The 22,296-nt window shown below is 44.4% G+C and carries 18 protein-coding genes; 16 read left to right on the top strand and 2 right to left on the bottom strand.

Annotated elements, in window-relative coordinates:
• Positions 1–19 precede the first annotated feature (19 nt).
• The 6 genes from pyrD (at position 20) to ORJ00_RS12070 (ending at position 6,764) form a co-directional block, all read left to right on the top strand.
• Positions 20–1,030: a quinone-dependent dihydroorotate dehydrogenase gene (gene pyrD, locus ORJ00_RS12095; RefSeq protein ID WP_306125590.1), complete on the top strand. Its 1,011-nt coding sequence runs from the start codon at positions 20–22 to the stop codon at positions 1,028–1,030.
• A 116-nt stretch (positions 1,031–1,146) separates the two neighbouring features.
• On the top strand, positions 1,147–1,662 hold the full coding sequence (locus tag ORJ00_RS12090) for a cell division protein ZapC domain-containing protein (protein ID WP_027670112.1): 516 nt from the start codon (positions 1,147–1,149) through the stop codon (positions 1,660–1,662).
• Positions 1,663–1,737: 75 nt separating this feature from the next.
• The gene (locus ORJ00_RS12085) at positions 1,738–2,940 is read left to right on the top strand and encodes a class I SAM-dependent methyltransferase (RefSeq protein WP_306125593.1); all 1,203 of its coding nucleotides are present in this window, start codon (positions 1,738–1,740) and stop codon (positions 2,938–2,940) included.
• Positions 2,941–2,970: 30 nt separating this feature from the next.
• A complete protein-coding gene (locus ORJ00_RS12080) occupies positions 2,971–4,377 on the top strand; it encodes a mannose-1-phosphate guanylyltransferase/mannose-6-phosphate isomerase (RefSeq protein ID WP_306139987.1) in 1,407 nt (468 codons plus the stop codon).
• Positions 4,378–4,489: 112 nt separating this feature from the next.
• Complete coding sequence (locus tag ORJ00_RS12075) at positions 4,490–5,176, top strand: glutathione S-transferase family protein (protein WP_306139986.1); 687 nt, start codon at positions 4,490–4,492, stop codon at positions 5,174–5,176.
• An 82-nt stretch (positions 5,177–5,258) separates the two neighbouring features.
• Positions 5,259–6,764: an alanine/glycine:cation symporter family protein gene (locus tag ORJ00_RS12070; RefSeq protein ID WP_306139985.1), complete on the top strand. Its 1,506-nt coding sequence runs from the start codon at positions 5,259–5,261 to the stop codon at positions 6,762–6,764.
• A gap of 73 nt (positions 6,765–6,837) precedes the next feature.
• Here ORJ00_RS12070 and pyk read toward each other — a convergent pair whose 3' ends face one another.
• Together pyk and ORJ00_RS12060 are read right to left on the bottom strand one after the other, a co-directional pair.
• Complete coding sequence (gene pyk, locus ORJ00_RS12065) at positions 6,838–8,274, bottom strand: pyruvate kinase (RefSeq protein WP_306139984.1); 1,437 nt, start codon at positions 8,272–8,274, stop codon at positions 6,838–6,840.
• A 132-nt stretch (positions 8,275–8,406) separates the two neighbouring features.
• Positions 8,407–9,264, bottom strand: a complete 858-nt coding sequence (locus tag ORJ00_RS12060; RefSeq protein ID WP_027670106.1) for a MurR/RpiR family transcriptional regulator — start codon at positions 9,262–9,264, stop codon at positions 8,407–8,409.
• A gap of 254 nt (positions 9,265–9,518) precedes the next feature.
• Between ORJ00_RS12060 and zwf the strand changes: the two genes are divergently transcribed.
• From zwf to ORJ00_RS12010, 10 genes are all read left to right on the top strand, one after another.
• Positions 9,519–10,988 (top strand): glucose-6-phosphate dehydrogenase, encoded by a 1,470-nt coding sequence (gene zwf / locus ORJ00_RS12055; RefSeq protein WP_306139983.1) that lies wholly within the window; start codon positions 9,519–9,521, stop codon positions 10,986–10,988.
• 3 nt (positions 10,989–10,991) lie between these two features.
• Positions 10,992–11,684 carry a 6-phosphogluconolactonase gene (pgl, locus tag ORJ00_RS12050; protein ID WP_306139982.1) on the top strand — a complete coding sequence of 231 codons (693 nt, stop codon included), beginning with the start codon at positions 10,992–10,994 and terminating at the stop codon, positions 11,682–11,684.
• A gap of 9 nt (positions 11,685–11,693) precedes the next feature.
• Positions 11,694–13,526, top strand: coding sequence for a phosphogluconate dehydratase (edd, locus tag ORJ00_RS12045; RefSeq protein WP_306139981.1), 1,833 nt, complete (start codon positions 11,694–11,696; stop codon positions 13,524–13,526).
• Positions 13,519–14,493 (top strand): glucokinase, encoded by a 975-nt coding sequence (locus ORJ00_RS12040; protein WP_306139980.1) that lies wholly within the window; start codon positions 13,519–13,521, stop codon positions 14,491–14,493. The genes edd and ORJ00_RS12040 overlap by 8 nt, the downstream gene beginning before the upstream one ends.
• 1 nt (position 14,494) lies before the next feature.
• Positions 14,495–15,142, top strand: coding sequence for a bifunctional 4-hydroxy-2-oxoglutarate aldolase/2-dehydro-3-deoxy-phosphogluconate aldolase (locus ORJ00_RS12035; RefSeq protein ID WP_306139979.1), 648 nt, complete (start codon positions 14,495–14,497; stop codon positions 15,140–15,142).
• A 155-nt stretch (positions 15,143–15,297) separates the two neighbouring features.
• Positions 15,298–16,887: an ABC-F family ATPase gene (locus ORJ00_RS12030; RefSeq protein WP_084153465.1), complete on the top strand. Its 1,590-nt coding sequence runs from the start codon at positions 15,298–15,300 to the stop codon at positions 16,885–16,887.
• 180 nt (positions 16,888–17,067) lie between these two features.
• Positions 17,068–17,535, top strand: coding sequence for a Dps family protein (locus ORJ00_RS12025; protein WP_306139978.1), 468 nt, complete (start codon positions 17,068–17,070; stop codon positions 17,533–17,535).
• 194 nt (positions 17,536–17,729) lie between these two features.
• A complete protein-coding gene (locus ORJ00_RS12020) occupies positions 17,730–18,575 on the top strand; it encodes an HDOD domain-containing protein (protein ID WP_027670098.1) in 846 nt (281 codons plus the stop codon).
• Between the two features lie 56 nt (positions 18,576–18,631).
• A complete protein-coding gene (locus ORJ00_RS12015; RefSeq protein ID WP_306139977.1) occupies positions 18,632–20,314 on the top strand; it encodes an NAD-dependent malic enzyme in 1,683 nt (560 codons plus the stop codon).
• A gap of 95 nt (positions 20,315–20,409) precedes the next feature.
• The gene (locus ORJ00_RS12010) at positions 20,410–22,275 is read left to right on the top strand and encodes a DUF885 domain-containing protein (protein WP_027670096.1); all 1,866 of its coding nucleotides are present in this window, start codon (positions 20,410–20,412) and stop codon (positions 22,273–22,275) included.
• The last annotated feature ends 21 nt before the right edge of the window (positions 22,276–22,296 follow it).

The raw sequence follows: 22,296 nt of genomic DNA, 5'->3' as shown, positions 1-22,296 counted from the left end.
TGTTTATAAAAGGCACGCTATGTTTTATCCAATTGCACAAAAATTAATGTTCGCCTGTGATGCTGAGTGGTCACATAATTTTGCTCTGGGCAGTCTAAAACATCTGGCGCATACGCCTTTGGCTGGCTTGTGGCGTCAACATGTTCCAACTAAAGCGTTGACCGTTGCAGGGATCCGGTTTGACAATCCACTGGGCTTAGCGGCCGGACTGGACAAAAATGCCGAGTGTATCGACGCCTTTAGCCAAATGGGTTTCGGCTTTATTGAGGTGGGAACAGTGACACCAAAACCACAGCTGGGCAATGATAAGCCACGTATTTTTCGTTTGCCACAGTCTGAGGCCATTATTAACCGTATGGGATTTAATAACAAAGGAGTCGATTATCTGGTTAATAACGTAAAAAATGCCCGCTATAAAGGCGTATTGGGTATCAATATTGGTAAAAATAAAGATACGCCAAACGAGCAGGGTAAGGACGATTATATTCACTGCATGCGCAAAGTGTATGCCCATGCCAGCTATATTACCGTCAACATTTCATCCCCAAACACACCGGGGTTGCGTGATCTTCAGTTTGGCGATGCACTGCTTGATTTACTGCAAAGTGTGAAAAATGAACAACTCGATTTGCAGGCGCAGCAGGATAAATATGTTCCTGTTTTTGTTAAAATAGCTCCTGATATGGATTTGGTAGCCGTTAATCAGGTCGCCGAAACCTTAATTAAAAGCCAAATGGACGGCGTTATTGCGACCAACACCACATTAGATCGCCAAGATGTACAAGGCCAACGTTATGCGGGTGAAGCGGGTGGTTTAAGTGGTTTACCGGTACGTGCAAAAAGCACCGAAGTGTTACGTCAATTGCGCGCAGCGGTTGGCAGTGCAATGCCTATTATTGGTGTCGGCGGTATTAATGATGCTGATTCAGCAAAAGAGAAACTTGCAGCTGGTGCCAATTTATTGCAAGTGTATACTGGTTTTATTTATCGTGGTCCCGAAATGGTTAAGCAGATCGTTACTAGCTTATAATGATCAACAGCTGATCTGGGTATTTTAGAACAAAACAATCTTTAACATTTTGATCAGCTTAGTGTAATTATTAAAACGTCTAATAAATAAACAACATATTTCAAGCAGGGATTTGCATGCTTAGGCCATCGGAGCACTGGAACTGGATTTACTGTAGTACTAAAGACCGTTTGTTACTGGATATCAGTGATGAGGCTCAGTTTTGCTCACCTTTTACCAGTTCACAATTAGCTTGTAAGCCTACCCAACAGCCGTTATCTATGGCTGAAGCTCAGGCATTTTGGCAAATTGATGACAGTTTGCAGCAGCTTGAAATGCCAGCGGCAGTTCGTTTAGAGTTATGTTTAACAGCACTTTGTGCCCCCTATTTACAACAGCAAGCTCATAAAAGTTGGTATTTCCAGCAAGGAGCGGATTGTTCGGCTAAACCCTTTGAATTGGTGATGTTGAGAGGCCTAAGCGGCCAATATGCTTTGGTATTATCTTCAGAGACAGATTGCGTAACCTGTTTGCTATTAGGTGATATCAGTACGCTTTCAGGTAAGCAGTTAAAACGGCTTCAGGTTATTCGTGTCTTACGCAATCGGATCAGCCCGCTTAAATTAGATATTCCCTTTAGGCATACTGCCTGAAATTAACAATGCTTTATTTCACTTCGTTACAGATCCGACTACACTAGCGTCAATTTTTTGTAGTGGAGCCGTGCAATGTCTGCCATCGATAATTTATCTGCTCAGTGCGAGCCATTTTTTCAGTTACTGCAATCGGCTATACATGAGCAGCAGTTGGTTAAGTTGGTATTGAGTAAATACCATGGCGATGAAGCGATAAAACAGTTACAGGTACGGCCTGTCGAGTTAAAACAACAATGGCAACTCAGCTTTACTTACAAATATCAAACGCAGGACATAACGCACAACTTTGACGCTAACACAGCTATCAGTGAAATCAGAAAGCTGCTAGGCCATAAGTACAGTGCAGCCAATCTGTTTGCCCTCCAGAATGAAGCGCAATTAACCTTTAGTAAAAAAGGCAAGGTGTTGTTCCAGCAAAAAAAGCTATCACAACCCGTTAGCCTATCTGCGATGGAACATAACCGGGAAAAGCAGCGCTATCTCACACTGCAACGGCCCTTTTTACAAGCGCTGGGGGTAACCGATGCTGGTCAGCAATTAGTCCCTGCCATGTCAAGAAAATGGAAACAAATTAATAAATTTATTGAGATTTTTTCCACTGCAGTAAAAGACACCGGTTTAAGTCAGCGCCAGCAATTGCATGTCGCTGATTTTGGCTCAGGAAAGGCCTATTTAACCTTTGCAATGCACGATTACCTTTGTAACACCTTGGGTTTAGAGGCAAAAGTAACCGGTGTGGAGCTAAGGCAGAACCTGGTAGATTTATGCAATAACACCGCAACGCAACTTGGCCTTAACGGAATTGATTTTGAGCAAGGTGACGTAAAGCACTTTAAAGCACGTGGTATTAACGTGATGATTGCACTACATGCCTGTGATATTGCGACTGACTATGCCATCCATATGGGTATTGCTACCGGTGCAGAAATTATTATGTGCTCGCCGTGCTGCCATAAACAAATTCGACCACAGATGAAAATGCCTGATGTACTGGCGCCGATGTTAGCGCATGGTATTCACCTGGGGCAAGAAGCAGAAATGGTCACCGATAGCCTTAGAGCATTGCTGCTGGAAGCATTTGGTTATCACACCAAAGTATTTGAATTTGTGTCACTTGAGCATACCAGTAAAAACAAGATGATCTTAGCGACAAAGGCTAAGAACAAACCGGATAAATCTAAAATCTTAAAACAAGTTGATGAGATTAAAAATTTTTACGGGATTAAGCAGCACTTTCTCGAAGGCCTGCTCGATGCTGAAAATTCAATATTGTAAGCTTTGTTATCCAATACGACAGGATCAAATATGTTTACGCCGGTAATATTGGCGGGAGGTACGGGAAGCCGGTTATGGCCGTTATCACGTAGTCATTTTCCCAAACAGTTTCTGCAACTCGACGACAAGCACACCCTGTTGCAGCAGACGATATTAAGATTAGGCGGCTTAGCGCACGCCAAGCCATTGTTTATTTGTCATGAAGAGCACCGGTTCGTTGCCGCCGAGCAAATAAGACAGCTTAATTTAAAACAGGTTGATATCTTGTTAGAACCAGCAGGGCGCAACACCGCACCAGCTATAGCATTAGCTGCCATGCGTGTCGCGACCCAAGGTAACGCAAATGCGTTACTGCTGGTGCAACCGGCAGATCATGTTATTGCGGATGTTAAGAATTTTCAGCAGGTAATACGCCAGGCATGCTCTTATGCTGAAGAAGGCTATTTAGTCACCTTTGGTATCGTGCCTACGTCAGCAGAAACAGGTTACGGCTATATCAGGCGAGCGGCTGCTGTTGCAAATGCTTTTAGTGTTTGCCAGTTTGTTGAAAAGCCGGATTTTAATACCGCTAAACACTATGTTCAAACGGGTGAGTATTATTGGAATAGCGGCATTTTCATGTTTCGTGCTGATGTTTATTTAGATCAACTTAAACAGTTTAGACCTGACATCTATGCGAGTTGCCAAGCGGCTATAGCTGAGCAGGTTACCGATTTAGACTTTATTCGAATCAACACTGAGGCATTTTTAGCCTGCCCGGCTGAGTCTGTCGACTATGCCATTATGGAGCACACAGCAAAGGCAATTGTGCTGCCGCTTGATGCTGGCTGGAGTGATGTTGGCGGTTACAATACGCTGTGGCAATACCAAAGCAAAGATGATCATAACAATGTGATAAAAGGCGATGTCATGACGCTTGATACGCATAATTGCTATTTGCACAGTGACGACAAATTGGTATCGACGCTTGGCGTGCAAGACTTAATCGTGGTCAGTACAAAGGATGCGGTATTAGTTGCCCACAAAGATAAAGCACAACAGATTAAAGAGCTGGTTAATCAACTTGAACAGGCCGGACGTGTGGAAGCCGCCTCTCATCGTGTGGTCTATCGGCCATGGGGCATCTACGACTGTGTTGATATGGGGGAGCGATTTAAAGTAAAGCGCATTACGGTAAACCCTGGTGCTAAGCTATCGTTGCAAATGCATCATCATCGTGCGGAGCATTGGATAGTCGTTGCCGGTACGGCTTTAGTGACTATTGATGGTGAAAGCCAGTTTATTAGCGAGAATCAGTCGGTGTATATTCCGATAGCGGCAGTTCATGCGCTGGAGAATCCGGGTAAGGTGTCACTTAAATTAATAGAAGTGCAGTCTGGCGCCTATTTAAGTGAAGATGATATTGTGCGGTTTGAAGACAACTACGGTAGAGTATAAGCCGTGTGCAATGCTAGCTTGCTACACGCATCATAAAACCGCCATTCATGTCACGTGCTAATGCTTTTGTTTAAATCGCTGGCATGGTTAAATTTTTGAAAAGGAAAGCACAATGCGTGAGCTGTATATTGCTAATAAAAACTATTCTTCCTGGTCTTTGCGGCCCTGGGTTTTAATGCAGCAACTCCAAATCCCATTTACTGAACAATTGGTCCCGTTTAGTCAGCAAGGTAATTTTGACAAATTTCGCACTTTTTCACCCAGTGGCAAAGTCCCTTGTCTGGTACAAAAAGATCAGGTGGTATGGGACTCGTTGGCCATAGCGGAATTTTTGTATGAAAGCCACAGTAGTGTTTGGCCAAACGACGCTAAAGCACGCGCTTTTGCTCGTTGTGCAGCCGCCGAAATGCACTCTGGCTTTGCGGCACTTCGAAATACCTGTGGCATGAGCTGTGGCCATCGTGTGCAACTTCACATAGTGTCTACAGCCTTGCAGTTGGATATTGACCGTTTATCTGAATTGTTTGAGCAAGGTATCGCACAGTTTGGAGGGCCTTTTCTGGCCGGAGATACATTTAGTGCGGCAGATGCTTTTTTCGCACCTGTGGCATTTCGCATGCAAAGTTATGATTTAGCCTTCTCTACAGAAGCAAAAAATTACCTAGAAAGACTATTGGAACTGCCATCTATGCAAATTTGGTATCAACAAGCGTTAGCAGAAGTTTGGACCGACGATGCACATGATCAGGAAATTGCCAGTCATGGCAAAATAACAGCTGATTATCGTCAGATAGGCTAACGGCGTAGCTATTGTGGCGCTGATGTGGCAAATTATTCCGCGATAACAAACAACACATTAAATATAATTATAAGGAAGGGAAATGGAAGGCTTTATTAGTGCGCTAAACGGCATTATCTGGAGCCCGGTGCTGATTTATCTGTGCCTTGGTGCTGGTTTATTTTATTCAATTCTTACTCGTTTTGCTCAAGTTCGTCATTTTAAAGAAATGTGCAAACTGTTGCTGAATAACAGCGAGTCGGAAAAAGGGATCTCATCTTTTCAGGCTTTGGCGGTATCACTCTCTGGCCGGGTTGGGGTAGGTAATATTGCTGGTGTGGCAGCCGCTATTGGATTTGGTGGCCCTGGCGCTATTTTTTGGATGTGGGTAGTCGCATTTTTAGGTGCCAGTACGGCTTATGCTGAGTCTACGTTAGGTCAAATATATAAAGTAGAAGAAGATGGCCAGTATCGTGGTGGTCCGGCTTATTATTTTGAGCGCTGCTTAGGTTGGCGTTGGCTGGGTATAATTTTTGCCATTTCGGCCATTATTGGTTGTGGTATTTTCTTACCCGGTGTACAGGCAAATGCGGTCGGTAATGCGGTTACGCAGATTTTTGGTGATGGTAATATGGTCGTCACCAGTTTTGGTGAAGTGGGTACATACAAGCTTATTGCCCTTGCAGTTATTTTGATTGTGTTGGCCTTTATCATCTTTGGTGGTATTAAGCGTATTGCTCATTTTACCCAGATAGTGGTGCCCTTTATGGCGCTTGGCTACATCGTTATGGCACTGATAGTGGTGTTTTTAAACCTGGATAAAGTGCCGGCAATATTTGGGCTTATCTTTAACGATGCTTTTACGGCACAAGCGGGTTTTGGTGCGGCAATTGGTTGGGGCGTAAAACGCGGGATATATTCCAATGAAGCTGGGCAGGGTACAGGCCCTCATGCGGCGGCTGCAGCAGAAGTAGATCACCCGGCACAACAAGGTTTAGTACAAGCGTTTTCAGTTTACGTGGATACTTTATTTGTCTGTACCGCGACAGCACTAATGATTTTAATTACACAGCAATACAACGTGGTGGGTGAATTGCCTGCCGGACAATTTATTGTGCAAAATGTTGATGCTGCCACTGAAATTGGCTCTGCTGCATTTACACAAATGGCACTATTTAGTGTGTTTGGTAATTTTGGCCAAGTGTTTGTAGGTATCGCGCTGTTTTTCTTCGCGTTTACTACAATATTGGCTTACTACTACATTACTGAAACGAATGTGGCGTATTTAAATCAGGTGTTTAATAACAAATTACCTACTATCGTGTTTAAATTATTGCTGATGTTTATGGTGGCTTACGGCACGGTAAATAGTGCTGGCTATATCTGGAATATTGGTGATATTGGTGTAGGTTTAATGGCCTGGGTAAATGTTGTAGGCATATTAACGATATTCTTTATGTATAAACCCACTATGCGCTGTTTACGTGACTACGAAGAACAGAAAAAGGCCGGTGGCCCCATTACCTTTGATCCGGTGAAGCTGGGCATAAAAAATGCGACCTTCTGGGAAAATAAGCTTGCTAAGCAGAATGAGCAGCAAGGTAAATAACGCTGATATCGCATAAATTTACAGACACAAAAAAGGGCTCAATAGAGCCCTTTTTTACTAACAAAATATTACGTTATTTAACTTCTACTATCCTGCAGGTATTCGACGCGCCCACGGTCTCCATTACATCACCGTGCGTCATAATCACCAGATCACCACTTTTTAATCCTGCTTTGTCTTTTATGGCATCAATAGCCGCATCTGCCAATGATTGCCCGGATAATACCGTGCTATCGAAAAACGCCGGATACACACCACGATACAGAGCCATTTTGTTTAGCGTCTTGGTATGTCGTGATAGTGCATATATAGGTTGAGGTGAGGTAATACGAGACATTAATTTTGCGGTATAACCTGACTCAGTTAAGGTGATAATGGCCTTAATACCGTCAAGATGGTTAGCGGCATACATGGCTGATAACGCAATGGTTTCACTGATTTCAGTAAAGGTAACATCCATGCGGTGTTTTGAAATTTGTACGCTAGGGTGCTTTTCAGCGCCATCACATACCCGCGCCATAGCACGCACTGTTTCAGTAGGGTATTTACCTGCCGCCGTTTCTGCAGACAGCATGACAGCATCGGTGCCATCCAATACCGCATTTGCGACGTCCATAACCTCAGCCCGGGTTGGCATAGGGCTTTCAATCATGCTTTCCATCATTTGCGTGGCCGTGATCACAACACGGTTTAACTGACGAGAACGGGCAATAATACGTTTTTGCTGGCCAACTAATTCGGCATCACCAATTTCTACACCTAAATCGCCACGGGCTACCATCACTGCATCAGAAGCTCGAATTATGTCATCCAGTGTTTCATCGTCTGCCACGGCTTCAGCGCGTTCAACTTTTGCCATAATGCGCGCTTCTGACCCTGCGGCTATTGCCAGGTCACGAGCCAAACGTAAGTCATCGCCACAGCGAGGAAAAGAAACGGCTAAATAATCAACATCAATTTCAGCTGCGGTAATAATATCGCGCTTGTCTTTATCTGTCAGGGCAGGGGCGGTTAAACCTCCTCCCTGGCGATTAATGCCTTTATTGTTGCTGAGTTTACCGCCTACCGTAACGGTAGTATGCACGCGCGAGCCTTCAACTCTATCAACTGATAATTGAATTCGGCCGTCATCAAGTAACAGCAAATCACCAGGCTCAACATCCTGAGGCAGCTCTTTATAGTCAATACCAACCTGGTGTTCATCACCTTCACCTTTGCCTAGCTCGGCATCCAGTACATAAGGTTGGCCTTCTTCAAGAACCACTGCACCATCTTTAAAAGTGGAAACGCGAATTTTTGGACCCTGCAAATCACCTAATATGGCAACATGTGCACCAAGTTTTGTCGCAGCAGCGCGTACCATGGTGGCACGTTCACGGTGGTCATCCGCACTACCATGCGAGAAGTTTAAACGAAAGACAGATGCTCCAGCCTGGATCAGTTTTTCTATGGATAACTGAGTATTGGTAGCCGGGCCTAGTGTAGCGACGATTTTAGTTCTTCTGTGCATGGTTTATTCCTGCTTGTTGCAAAAGAGGGCGTTTCACGTGAGTTTAGTGTAATGTAATTTTATTACAGAATACAGCCAATGGCTGAATAAAAACGACAGGTTGGTGCAGTGCAACAAGCACTGCATTGTCCATTAATTATTGAAATCTTTTTTATCGAAGCGAGAGCCGCGCAGACTGTCTTTAACTTTCTTTAGGTTTTCACGAAATTTAGTGCCCCGCCGTAATGTAAAACCAGTGGCAAGAATATCAATAAGTACTAGCTGCGCAACCCTTGAAGCCATTGGCATATACATATCAGTATCTTCAGGCACATCCAGCGATAATACTAATGTACATTCTTTGGCAAGTGGGCTGTCGTATGCGGTGATACCAATAACCGTTGCGTCATTCTCACGGGCTATGGCCGCGATGTCACATAAGTTTTTGGTGCGTCCTGTGTGACTAATGCAAACGACAACATCACCTTCAGCACTGTTTATCGCACTCATGCGCTGCATTACAATATCGTCAAAACACACTACAGGAACGTTAAAACGGAAAAATTTGTTTTGAGCATCGTGCGCTACCGATGCAGAAGCACCTAAGCCAAAAAAGGAAATTTTCTTAGCCTGCGTTAAAACATCAACGGCTCTATTTACCGTGTTAATATCAACACGTTGCCTCGCAGTATCTAACGCCGCCATGGTTGATTCAAAAATTTTTGCCGTGTAGGCCTCGGGGCCATCTTCTTCTTCGACATGACGATTAACGTAAGGTGTGCCATTGGCGAGGCTTTGTGCTAAATGCAGTTTAAAGTCAGGAAAGCCTTTAGTATCCAGCCGGCGACAAAAACGATTAACTGTCGGTTCACTTACATCAGCCATTTTTGCTAAGGCCGCTATACTACTGTGTATTGTCGTTTGTGGGTTAGCTAATATAACATCAGCTACTTTTCGCTCTGACTTACTAAAGTTGTTAACGCTAGTAACGATTTTTTCCAGCACGTTCATCCGGTAATTCCTGACTTATTATTCGGTCTATACAGGTTGTAACAAGGTATGTAGCTCTTCAGCACGGTAGTCAAAGTGGTATTAAATTTACCACAAAATGACAGAACCGTTGCTAAGGCTGCCTTATTATATAAGAATAGTCAAAACATTACGCATTCTGTAATTAAATTACATTATATGCGGTTTACAACCCGTTTATGCTGCGATAGTATGGCGTAAGTGTTGTAAAATTACATCTAAATCAAGGGTCAGTTATGACGACAACAGCACAAAATTCAGCATGTGACTTAATTTTATTTGGTACTAAAGGTGATTTAGCGCGGCGCAAACTATTGCCGGCGATGTACCAATTAGAAAAAGCAGATTTACTTTGCACCGAATCACGCATAATCGGTGTTGCGCGCGATGATATGTCGACAGAAGCTTACGCTGAGCTGGTGTTAACCAACCTGAACAAGTTTTTAAAAGAGCCATTGGACAATGACGTTTGGCAGAGTCTGCAACAAAAGCTGGTGTATGTGCAGCTAGACTTGACCAATGAGCAAGATTATAAAAAGCTTTCATCCGTCACTGATATAGCTAAACGCGTGCCGGTAAGCTACTTCGCTACACCTCCATCATTGTTTGGCCCTATTTGTAAAGGTTTGGCCGCTGCAGGTTTGGCTGAAGAGCCAGCTCGCGTGGTGCTGGAAAAGCCTATCGGCCATGATCTTGCCTCTTCAAAAGTAATTAATGATCAAGTGGCGGCATTTTTTAAAGAAAGACAAATTTATCGTATTGACCACTATTTAGGTAAAGAAACGGTGCTCAATCTGTTGGCACTTCGTTTTGCGAACGCCATTTTTGCTGGTAACTGGGATCATAATTCGATAGATCATGTGCAAATTACTGTTGCAGAGGAAGTTGGTGTAGAAGGGCGTTGGAGTTATTACGACGATGCCGGCCAAATGCGGGACATGGTCCAAAACCACTTATTGCAAGTGTTAACACTTATTGCCATGGAGCCTCCAGCACGGTTAGACGCTGACAGTATTCGTGATGAAAAACTTAAAGTACTAAAAGCACTTCGTAGAATCGACATTAGCAATATTCAGGAGAAAACCGTTCGCGGTCAATATGCCAACGGATTTGTCGCAGGTAAAGCCGCACCTGGCTATCTGGATGAAGAGGGTGCGCGCCCTAACAGTAAAACAGAAACCTTTGTCGCAATTAAGGTTGATATTGATAACTGGCGTTGGGCTGGTGTGCCATTTTATTTGCGAACAGGTAAGCGGATGGCCTCTAAACTTAGCGAAGTTGTGATCTGCTTTAAACCACAGCCGCATAATATTTTTCATGCCACTTACAATCAATTACCTGCTAATAAACTGATCATCCGGCTACAACCTGATGAGGGTGTGGAAATTCAGGTAATGAATAAAATACCTGGTTTGGGTGAACATATGCGGCTACAGGAAAGTAAGCTGGATTTAAGTTTCGATGAAACCTTCAAAGCACAGCGAATTGCTGATGCTTATGAACGCTTGCTGCTTGAAGCCATGTTAGGTAATCAATATTTATTTGTCCGTCGTGACGAAGTAGAACACGCGTGGAAATGGGTGGACGGTATTTTAGATGCTTGGAAAACCAGCAATGAACCGCCAAAGTCTTATCAGGCTGGCAGTTGGGGCCCGGTTGCCGCTATCTCTTTATTAGCACGTGACGAACGGAACTGGGAAGAATAAAGCATGATGGAATTACAACAATTTGCTGACACCAGCGCCTTAAATAACGATTTTGCTAACCGTTTGGTCTCTATTTTACAGCAGGGTATAGAACAACGCGGCGCTGCGTATTTGGTTGTTTCTGGTGGTAAAACTCCGCAAGCCTTATTTAATACGCTAAGTCAGGTCGATTTAGCCTGGGACAAGGTGACGGTGTTGCTGGCTGACGATCGTTGGTTAGACGATAACCAACAAGACTCAAACGAACGTTTGGTCAAAGCCACGTTATTACAACAAAAAGCCCAGGCCGCAACATTTGTCAGTTTGTATGCTCAAGGTGCTTCTGCCTTTGAAGGTGTTGCAGAGATATTGCCGCGGGTGAGTGGTTTGCCTCAGTTTGATGCTGTGATATTGGGTATGGGAGAAGATGGCCACACAGCATCATTGTTTCCTTGCAGTGCACAAATTAGTGCTGGGTTGGCTTTAGATGCTCCTGCGGTATTGGCAGTTGAACCTAAAACCGCCCCCTATCAGCGTATGTCGCTAAGTTTACCGCGCTTGTTAAATAGCCGACATCTGTTTTTACATCTGGTGGGAAGTAACAAATTAGCGGTGTTAAACAAAGCGATGGCAGAGCAAGACGCGCTTGCTATGCCGATACGAGCATTTTTACATCATCCCGTAGCGCACGTTACGGTGATGTATAGCGAAAACTAGGGGATAGCCATGGATCCTGTGATTCAGAAAGTAACGGACAGAATTATTGCACGTAGCCAAAAAAGCCGTGATATTTACCTGCAGCGGCTTGAAAAAGCACGGTTAAAAGGCCCGCACCGGGGGGTACTAAGCTGTGGTAATCTGGCGCATGGTTTTGCCGCCTGTAATCAGCAGGATAAAGCCGATTTACGTAGTTTAACCAAAGCAAACATCGGTATTGTTTCGTCTTACAATGACATGCTATCAGCCCACCAACCTTACGAGCACTATCCGGCCATTATTAAACAAGCTGTTGCTGATGTTGGCAGTGTGGCGCAGTTTGCAGGTGGTGTACCGGCAATGTGCGATGGTGTAACGCAAGGCCAACCTGGCATGGAGTTAAGCTTGCTTAGCCGCGATATTATAGCTATGTCTGCTGCGGTTGGCTTGTCGCACAATATGTTTGATGGTGGGCTAATGCTGGGCATCTGCGACAAAATTGTGCCGGGCCTGTTTATGGCAGCACTAAGCTTTGGACACTTACCCTTTATTTTTGTTCCAGCAGGGCCAATGCCTTCAGGCATACCCAATAAAGAAAAAGCTCGTGTGCGTCAGCTTTATGCTGAAGGTAAAGTTGGTAAAGAAGAATTACTTGAGGCAGAGTCAGCGTCGTATCATTCAGCTGGAACCTGTACCTTTTACGGTACGGCGAATTCTAACCAGCTTGTTGTTGAAATGATGGGGTTGCATTTACCTGGCGCGTCTTTTGTCAATCCGGGTACCGCACTTCGTGACGAACTAACTAAAGCGGCAGCGCGCCAAATTACGCGGTTAACGGATTTAGGCACCGACTATTTACCTGTCGGTAAAATGATTGATGCTAAGTCAATTGTTAATGGTATCGTCGGGCTTTTGGCTACCGGTGGTTCAACTAACCATACTATGCATTTAATTGCTATGGCGCGTTCTGCTGGCTATATCGTTAACTGGGATGATTTTGCTGAGTTATCAGCGGCAACGCCGTTGTTAACACGTATTTATCCAAATGGCCAGGCTGATATTAACCATTTCCAATATGCAGGTGGTATGGCGTTGTTGATACGCGAGCTTTTAGACGCTGGGCTGTTGCATGAAGACGTCCATACTGTTGCCGGTGCTGGACTGCGCCGTTATACACAGCAACCTGTTATGCAAGACGGAAAATTAGTTTGGGTAGATGCACCAGAGCAGTCATTGGATACCGATGTATTGGCCACTGTGAAGAAGCCTTTTAAGACGCACGGTGGCTTGGAAGTACTGTCTGGTAATGTCGGACGTGGCGTGATCAAAACCTCTGCTCTGCGTGAAGGCACTGAAGTTGTTAAAGCGCCAGCTGTAGTATTCTCTAGCCAGCACGAGCTAGATGCGGCGTTTAAAGCAGGTGACCTTGATAAAGACTGTATCGTAGTTGTGCGTTTTCAGGGGCCCAAAGCTTGTGGTATGCCCGAGCTACACAAGTTAACGCCACCACTTGGCGTGTTGCAAGACAGAGGCTTTAAAGTGGCTTTGGTCACAGATGGCCGTATGTCAGGCGCGTCAGGCAAAGTGCCTGCGGCTATCCATGTCACACCGGAAGCCATTGATGGCGGCAACATAGCACGTATCAAAACCGGCGATATGATGTTAGTTGATGGTTTAACCGGGCGTTTGGAAGTTTTAGTCTCAGATGAAGAGTTAGCCGCACGCCATGTTGAGACCTTAGATATGGCTGACAGCTATTATGGCATGGGCCGTGAGATGTTTGGTGCACTGCGCACTCAGTTAACCGGGGCAGAACAAGGGGCCTGTAGTTTGTTTATAACAGAGGAGCACTTGCATGGCTAAGTCGCCAGCCTATGCGATAGTGGCTGATATCGGTGGGACTAATGCTCGGTTTAGCCGTGTTTCGCTTGCCAGTTTGGCACTAGATGAGGTTGCAGTGTTCCCGTGTGCGGATTTTGCTACCTTGGCTGATGCGCTGCTGCATTATCAACAGCAAAAAAACCTACAAGATATTAAACACGTCGCTATCGCTATCGCGTGTCCGGTAACCGGCGACAATGTCAGTATGACCAATTTTCATTGGCAATTTTCTATTCAGGCAATGCAGCAACAACTGGCATTAGACGCCTTGCAGGTAATTAATGATTTTACCGCTGTTGCTATGTGTTTACCTGCATTGACGCTTGAACAAAAAGTCAAGTTTGGCCAGGGTGAAGTGCAACCAGGCAAGCCAATGGCTGTGCTGGGTGCCGGAACCGGGCTTGGCGTTGCGCATTTGCTACCCGTGAACGATATGTATGTTCCGTTGCCTGGAGAAGGTGGCCATACTGATTGGGCTGCCCAGAATGAGCAAGAATGGTTTATCCAGCAAACGTTGGCAAAAGAATATGGCCATGTTTCCCCTGAACGATTGTTGTCTGGCCCAGGGTTAGAGGCAATTTATCGTGCACTGGCATTATATCGTAAGCAGCAGGTAGAACCGATATCTGCGTCACAAATAGCGACTCAGGCACTTAGTGGCGAGTCTGAACTGGCAAAAGCAACGATAGCGCAGTTTTTTGCTAGTCTCGGCAGTATTGCTGGCGATCTGGCGCTTACGCTTAGTACCTTTGGCGGTGTGTACATCGCAGGCGGTATAGTACCAAAATTATTGCCACTGCTAGAAGGTAGTGAATGTAGAACACGTTTTGAAGCAAAAGGCCGGTTTAGTGCGTTTAATCGCCAGATCGCCACCTATGTCGTTACGGCAGAACAGCCTGGTTTAGTCGGTGCTGCCGTTTACCTGAAACAATTTTTGGCGAGTAACTAATATGGCATTTGAAAATTGGCAATTACAACCTGGAACACTATTTGATCAAGGGCCTGTGGTTCCGGTAATTGTGATCAAAGACTTAGCAGACGCCGTTCCAATGGCAAAAGCACTTCTGGCAGGTGGCATTAAAGTGCTTGAAGTGACACTGCGAACGCCTGCTGCGTTAGATGCCATTCGTTTATTAGCAAAAGAAGTGCCTGAAGCGATTGTTGGGGCCGGTACCGTTACCACTGCGGTTCAACTGCAGCAGGTTATTGATGCAGGCGCAAAATTTGCTATCAGCCCAGGCTTAACACGCGAATTATTGCAAGCAGGGAAAGATGCGATAATCCCGTTAATTCCGGGTATTGCCAGCATATCAGAATTGATGGAAGGTACCGGTTTAGGTTACAGCCACTTTAAATTTTTTCCGGCCGAAGCAGCTGGAGGTGTTAAAACATTAAAGTCTATTTATGGACCTTTTGCCGATATTCGTTTTTGTCCAACCGGTGGCATTAATGAAAAGAACTTTAAAGACTATTTAGCCTTGCCAAACGTTAAATGTGTCGGTGGGTCATGGATAGTTCCAGACGATGCTGTTGCCAATAAAGACTGGAGCCGAATCACTGAATTGTGTAAAGCGGCAATAGTACAAAGTCAGCAATAATCAGCTTTAACAAACATTAAAACAAACGCCCGGAATTTACCGGGCGTTTGTTTTGAGTTTGTAGGTAAAAACGCGTATAGTACTGCACTTTTTACCCTCAGGTGACTTAGGTTGCTTGTGGGCTCTGTCGGTCATAACCTGTTCTGGAACACACTGTGATATCAACTGCTAACATTACAATGCAATTTGGCGCCAAGCCGCTGTTTGAAAATATTTCAATTAAATTTGGTGAAGGTAATCGCTATGGCTTAATTGGTGCCAATGGCTGCGGTAAGTCTACTTTTATGAAGATTTTAAGCCGTGAGTTAGAGCCCTCTGCAGGTAATGTGTTTGTCGAGCCAAACCATCGTGTGGCCAAGCTTCATCAAGATCAGTTTGCATTTGAAAAGTATTCAGTTATCGATACCGTTATTATGGGTCATGCTGAGCTTTGGGCAGTAAAAGAAGAACGCGATCGCATTTACGCCAGTGCAGACATGAGCGAAGAAGATGGCATGAAAGTCGCTGATCTGGAAGTCGCTTTCGGCGAGATGGACGGTTACACCGCAGAATCTCGCGCTGGCGAACTGCTTATTGGCGTTGGTATACCGGTTGAACAGCATTTTGGTCCTATGTCCGCTATTGCGCCGGGTTTCAAGTTACGCGTGTTATTGGCACAAGTATTATTTGCCGATCCGGAAATCATGCTGTTAGATGAACCAACAAACAACCTGGATATTAATACTATCCGCTGGTTAGAAACTGTGTTGGCCGAGCGCAATAGTACTATGGTGATTATTTCGCACGACCGTCACTTCTTAAACAGCGTTTGTACCCACATGGCTGACTTGGATTACGGCGAACTACGTTTGTATCCCGGTAACTATGACGAATACATGTTTGCAGCGACTCAGGCTCGTGAGCGTTTATTGTCAGACAACGCGAAGAAAAAAGCGCAAATTGCCGAATTACAAACTTTCGTTAGTCGTTTCTCTGCAAACGCGTCGAAAGCTAAGCAAGCCACATCACGGGCCAAGCAAATAGATAAAATTCAGCTGGATGAAGTAAAAGCCTCTAGCCGTGTTAACCCATTTATCCGTTTTGAACAGCAAAAACAATTATACCGTTTAGCACTTGAAGTCGAAGGTTTAAGTAAGAGCTTCGGTGAACTTAAGTTATTAAAAAACCTTGGTCTCACTATTGAAGTTGGTGAAAAAGTGGCCATTTTAGGCGCCAATGGTATTGGTAAAACCACGTTGCTCAAGTGTCTGGTCGGTGATTTAAAGCCAGAGACCGGTACGGTTAAATGGTCTGAAAACCATAAAATTGGTTATTACGCACAAGATCATGCTCATGAATTTACTGCAGATATCAGCTTGTTTGAGTGGATGACTCAGTGGAAGCAGCCATCTGACGATGAACAGGCTATTCGAGGCATTCTGGGACGTTTACTGTTTTCTCAGGACGAGATAAATAAGTCAGTTAAAGTATTATCGGGCGGTGAAAAAGGCCGTATGTTGTTTGGTAAGTTGATGCTACAACGGCCAAATATTTTGGTGATGGATGAACCGACTAACCACCTGGATATGGAGTCAATTGAATCGCTAAATTTGGCATTGGAGCATTACAAAGGCACCTTGCTGTTTGTTAGCCATGACCGTGAGTTTGTTTCTAGTCTGGCCAGCAGAATTATCGAGATCACTGATAACGATATACGTAACTTCGTAGGCACCTACGAAGAGTATTTGAACGCACAAGTTAGCTAACCAATATAAAAAGGCCAGTTTAAAACTGGCCTTTTTACTTGAAATATCTCTCTACGCCCCCATGTCTTTTGTAAGCATTGTTTATTAGAGCTTACTCGTGCACGCTTTACTTTAAGCTGATTAATGCGCAGTTTGTGCACCAGGTTTGTATCGTTCAACATGTTGATAAAAGGATCCGCTATGAAAATCAATATTGGTATTAATGATGAACAGCGTAAAGCAATCTGTGACGGCTTATCTGTACTATTGGCAGATACCTATACTCTGTATTTAAAAACGCATAACTACCATTGGAACGTAACTGGCCCAATGTTTCAAACGTTGCACACCCTCTTCGAAACGCAATACAACGAGCTGGCATTGGCCGTGGACGATATAGCCGAGCGTATCCGTGCGTTAGGTGAGTTTGCACCAGGTTCTTACAAAGAATTCGCTAAACTTACTAGTATCAAAGAAGTAGATGGCATTCCCACTGCTGAAGAGATGATAAAAGATTTAGTGAAAGGGCAAGAAGCTATTGCTAAAACAGCTCGGTCAATTGTTCCTGTCGCTGACAAAGCGTCTGATGAGGTTAGCCTGGATTTGTTGACGCAACGCATGACGGTACACGAGAAAACCGCCTGGATGTTACGTAGCCTGGTAGCTTAATCGTCCTATACTGTAAAGCCTTACAGCGCCAGAGGTCTGGCCTGTAGGGCGGCAGTGGTGTCTGAGCGCATAAAACTGTCATTTGGACAAAAAACACTAAGATTTTCTGCGTAAACCTTGTAAAATCCCGCCAAGAAGTAACACTTATAGCTGATGCCGTTTTTGGATGTATCCGCTACAGGAGAAGATATCCAATGAAAGCCTTGCAATATGCGCAGAATGTTGCAGATCTGTTTGCTTTACCGGAAGGATATTTAAAAGTAAAACAACTTATGGATTCGGATACCGCGAGTCTGGATGAAGTTGCAGAAGTTATTTTACTTGACCCTATACTTACGGCTAAATTGCTAAAACTAGCCAACAGTGCCATCTACAACCTGCCTTATCAGGTCGAAAGTGTAAGCAAAGCCTTGTTAATATTAGGGAAAACTCAGGTTTACAACTTAATTTTGAGCATAGGTATTGCATCTGCTTGCAGTAATATTGATAGTTCATCAATTGATTTAGAACGCTTTTGGGAGCAGAGTGTTAATGCTGCACTCATCGCGAAATTTCTTGCTCAATGCTGTCAGCTAAAACCTTGTGATAGATATTATGTTGCTGGCCTTTTGCATAACATTGGTGAGATGGTGGTATTGCATAACGATGCGACACTGGCTAACCAATGTCAGAACTATTCAGCTGAAGAAAAACCCTGGCAGCGTCAGCAACAACTGCTTGAATTTACTTATGCTAATTGTGGCGCAGAGTTATTACACCTTTGGCAGTTACCTGATAGCATCGTTGCGCCGGTTGCGTTGCAACACAGCTACAAGTTTGACCCGAAAAATAAACCACAACTTGTATTATATCTTGCAGTTCGCCTGGCGTTGGCAAATCAACATCCTGAAATGTACACCACTAAGCAATTAGTCGATCCTTTTGTACTTGAATTACTGCAGTTGACCCAACAAGATGTTATTCGCGCCATCGATTTTTGTAATACCGAAGGGTTGTTTATTTTATCGGTATTAAATCCCAGAATCAGCACTATTTATTAATCTTCAGTGGATAGAAGCACTAACAGTACTTCTATCGGCTATTCAGGTAGTTATCAATGAAAAAATCACCCCTGTATACCGCTTATTCCGGTTCAGCGTTACTCGAGACGCCTTTGTTAAATAAAGGCAGCGCTTTCACAGTTGATGAGCGCATAGCGTTCAACTTGGCAGGCTTACTGCCTCCTCGCTACGAAACTATTGAAGAACAAGTCAGCCGTGCTTACATGCAATACAAGAGTTTTGATACGGCAATTAATAAGCATATTTATTTAAGAGCCATTCAGGATAACAACGAAACCTTGTTTTACCGTTTGTTACAACAACACCTGGACGAAATGATCCCCATTATTTATACGCCGACGGTAGGCGATGCGTGTGAGCAATTTTCTGATATTTATCGTAGTGCCCGCGGATTGTTTATTAGCTATAACGACAGGCATCAGTTGGATGACATTTTGCGTAATGCAACTAAACGTAAAGTGAAGGTGATAGTGGTTACCGATGGTGAGCGCGTGCTGGGCTTAGGTGATCAAGGGATCGGCGGTATGGGCATCTCTATCGGTAAATTGTCGCTTTATACCGCTTGTGGTGGCATTAGCCCAGCTTATGCGTTACCTATGATGCTGGATGTTGGCACCAACAATGAAAAGTTATTAAACGATCCGATGTACATGGGGCTTAGGCAAAAGCGCGTAGGCCAGGCAGAGTACGATGAATTTGTAGAGCTATTTATTCAGGCAGTAAAACGCCGCTGGCCTGAAGCTATTATTCAGTTTGAAGATTTTGCTCAGCCAAACGCTATGCCATTCTTACAACGTTATCGCGAGCAAGTGTGTTGTTTTAATGATGATATCCAAGGCACAGCGGCGGTTACAGTAGGGACACTACTTGCCGCGTGCCGTAGCAAAAATGTGCAATTATCTGCCCAGCAAGTTGTTTTTGTCGGCGCGGGCTCAGCCGGTTGTGGCATCGCAGAACAAGTTATTAGCCAGATGGTAGCGGAAGGGATCAGCGAGTCTCAAGCCCGCAGTCAGATTTTTATGATTGACAGATTTGGCCTGTTAACGGACGCGACACCCGGTTTACGAGACTTTCAACAAGCACTGACGCAACCGCAAAAAACTATTGAAAGCTGGAGCTACAGTGGTGAGTTCCCAAGCTTACTGGATGTCATGAATTGCGCTAAACCAGGTATTCTTATTGGGGTATCGGGGCAAGCAGGTTTGTTTACTGAGCCGGTGATCCGCGCAATGAAAGCAGGTGTTAGTACACCTATTATTTTCCCATTGAGTAATCCGTCAAGACAGGTTGAAGCCACACCAGAGCAAGTTATTACCTGGACAGAGGGCGATGTCATTATTGCCACAGGCAGTCCATTTGCACCGGTTAGTTATAATGGACAGCAATATGTTATAGCGCAGTGTAACAACAGCTATATTTTTCCGGGCGTTGGTTTGGGCGTTATTGCCATTAAAGCCAGGCTTATTAGCGACGAAATGCTGCGTGAAGCCAGTAAGACACTAGCAGCTGCGTCACCTAAAGCTAATAATGGTAGCGGTGGCCTGTTGCCTGCGTTTACAGAACTGGCAGCACTTAGTAAAAAAATAGCGTTTAACGTGGCCAAGGTCGCGATAAAACAAGGTTTGGCGCTTGAAGTTGATGACGTTATCCTCCAACAAAAAATAGACGAGAATTTTTGGTTACCCCAGTACCGACAATATAAGCGGATAAGTGCCTAGTTCAGAAAAAGCTGGTTACAATTTGTTTAGACTAATGCAATGCTTATAGGTAGTCTGTCATTTGGTGATAATCAAAACAACAAGGACCTCTAAGCATGTATAAATCGTTAATTGCCTTGGCCGTAGCCGGCGTTCTTGCCGGCTGTAACCCAGCGCCGGACACGTCTTCTTCTACCTCAGTAAACGTTGCAGCGGAACAACCTCAAGAAAATCTTCAATCTGAAACGCAACGACTAAACCAATGGTTTGAGGTTAAGTACGAAGAGCAGCTACAGGAAAGTCCGCTGCAAATGACTTTTTTGGGACGCAAAGACAAATACGATCAAGTTGATGATACCTCTGTTGCGGCTGAAGAAAAGCAACTAGCCTGGTTAGCTGCAAGCGTAGATGAACTCAAAACCAATTTTGATTACGCGAAACTGGATCTTGAGGCACAAACGTCTTACGACATTTGGGTACATCAATACGAAGAAGCCAAAGAGGGCGTTGCATTTCGCAAAAATGCCTACACGTTTACCCAAATGCAGGGTATTCATGCCTTACTGCCGCAAATTTTAATAAATTTTCATAAAGTCGATAACGCTGAGGATATGCAGGCATACGTTAAACGTATTGAAGGCATTAGCCGCGCGTTGACGCAACTAATGGAAAGGGCGCAAGCCAATGCTAAGCAAGACGTAAGACCCCCACGCTTTGCCTACGAAGGTGTATTACAACAAATCAATAACCTAATTACCGGTGCGCCTTTCACCGATACGGAACAGGATGTCCCGTTGTGGAGTGATGCCAAGGGTAAAATTGACGCGCTGGTTAACGCAGATAAATTAACTGATGATCAAGCAAAAGAATTGTCTGAAGAAACTAAAGCGGCGTTGCAAACCCACTTTTTACCGGCATACAGTGCGTTAAAACAATGGTTGGAACAGGACATTGTTAACACGGATGACATTGCGACCGGTGTCGGTAAACAAATGGATGGCACAGCGTATTACAACTATCGGTTAAAAGTGTCTACAACGACAGATTTAACCGCAGATCAAATTCATAATATTGGTTTGGCAGAAGTCGAGCGTTTAACCAAAGAAATGATCACCATTAAAGATAAAGTGGGTTTTAAAGGTGATTTGGCCGCCTTCTTTAAATTTATTAAAGATGATGATCAGTTTTATTATCCGGAAACAGACGAAGGCCGTGAAGCCTATCTGGAAGATTCGCGTAAATATCTGGCGTTTATTAACGAACAACTACCAAACTACTTTGGTATTTTGCCAAAGGCAGATTTAGTGGTAAAACGGGTAGAGCCGTTTCGTGAACAGCCCGGCGCTGCCCAGCACTACTTCCCTGGTACCCCGGATGGTGCAAGACCCGGTATTTACTATGCGCACTTGTCTGACATGCGTTCTATGCCAAAAAATGAGATGGAAGCCATTGCATATCACGAAGGCAATCCTGGCCATCATATGCAAATCTCTATCGCTCAGGAATTGACTACAGTACCTACTTTCCGTACGCAAGCTGGCTTTACTGCTTATTCTGAAGGCTGGGGCTTGTATTCAGAGTTACTGGCTAAAGAAATGGGGGCTTATCAAAACCCGTATTCAGATTTTGGCCGGTTAATTACTGAAATGTGGCGGGCAGTGCGTTTGGTGGTTGATACAGGACTTCATAGCAAAGGCTGGAACGAACAGCAGGCTATTGATTACTTTATGGAAAAAACACCGATTGCCCAGGGCGCCATTATCTCTGAAGTGCGTCGTTATATTGTGTGGCCGGGTCAGGCAACAGCATACAAAATTGGTATGATAAAAATCCTGGAATTACGTAGCAAAGCTAAAGCTGAGTTGGGTGATAAGTTTGATATTCGAGCTTTTCATGACACGGTATTGGGTGGCGGGGCACTGCCTCTGAGTGTACTTGAAAAACGGGTGAACAATTGGATTGCTGCAACTAAAGCAACGTAATGTCATGTTGCCGAATGATTA

This window comes from Rheinheimera baltica (genome assembly GCF_030731985.1).
GTDB lineage: Bacteria > Pseudomonadota > Gammaproteobacteria > Enterobacterales > Alteromonadaceae > Alishewanella > Alishewanella baltica.
Note: the sequence above shows the minus strand (reverse complement) of the source record. Positions and strands in the feature narration are given on the sequence as shown.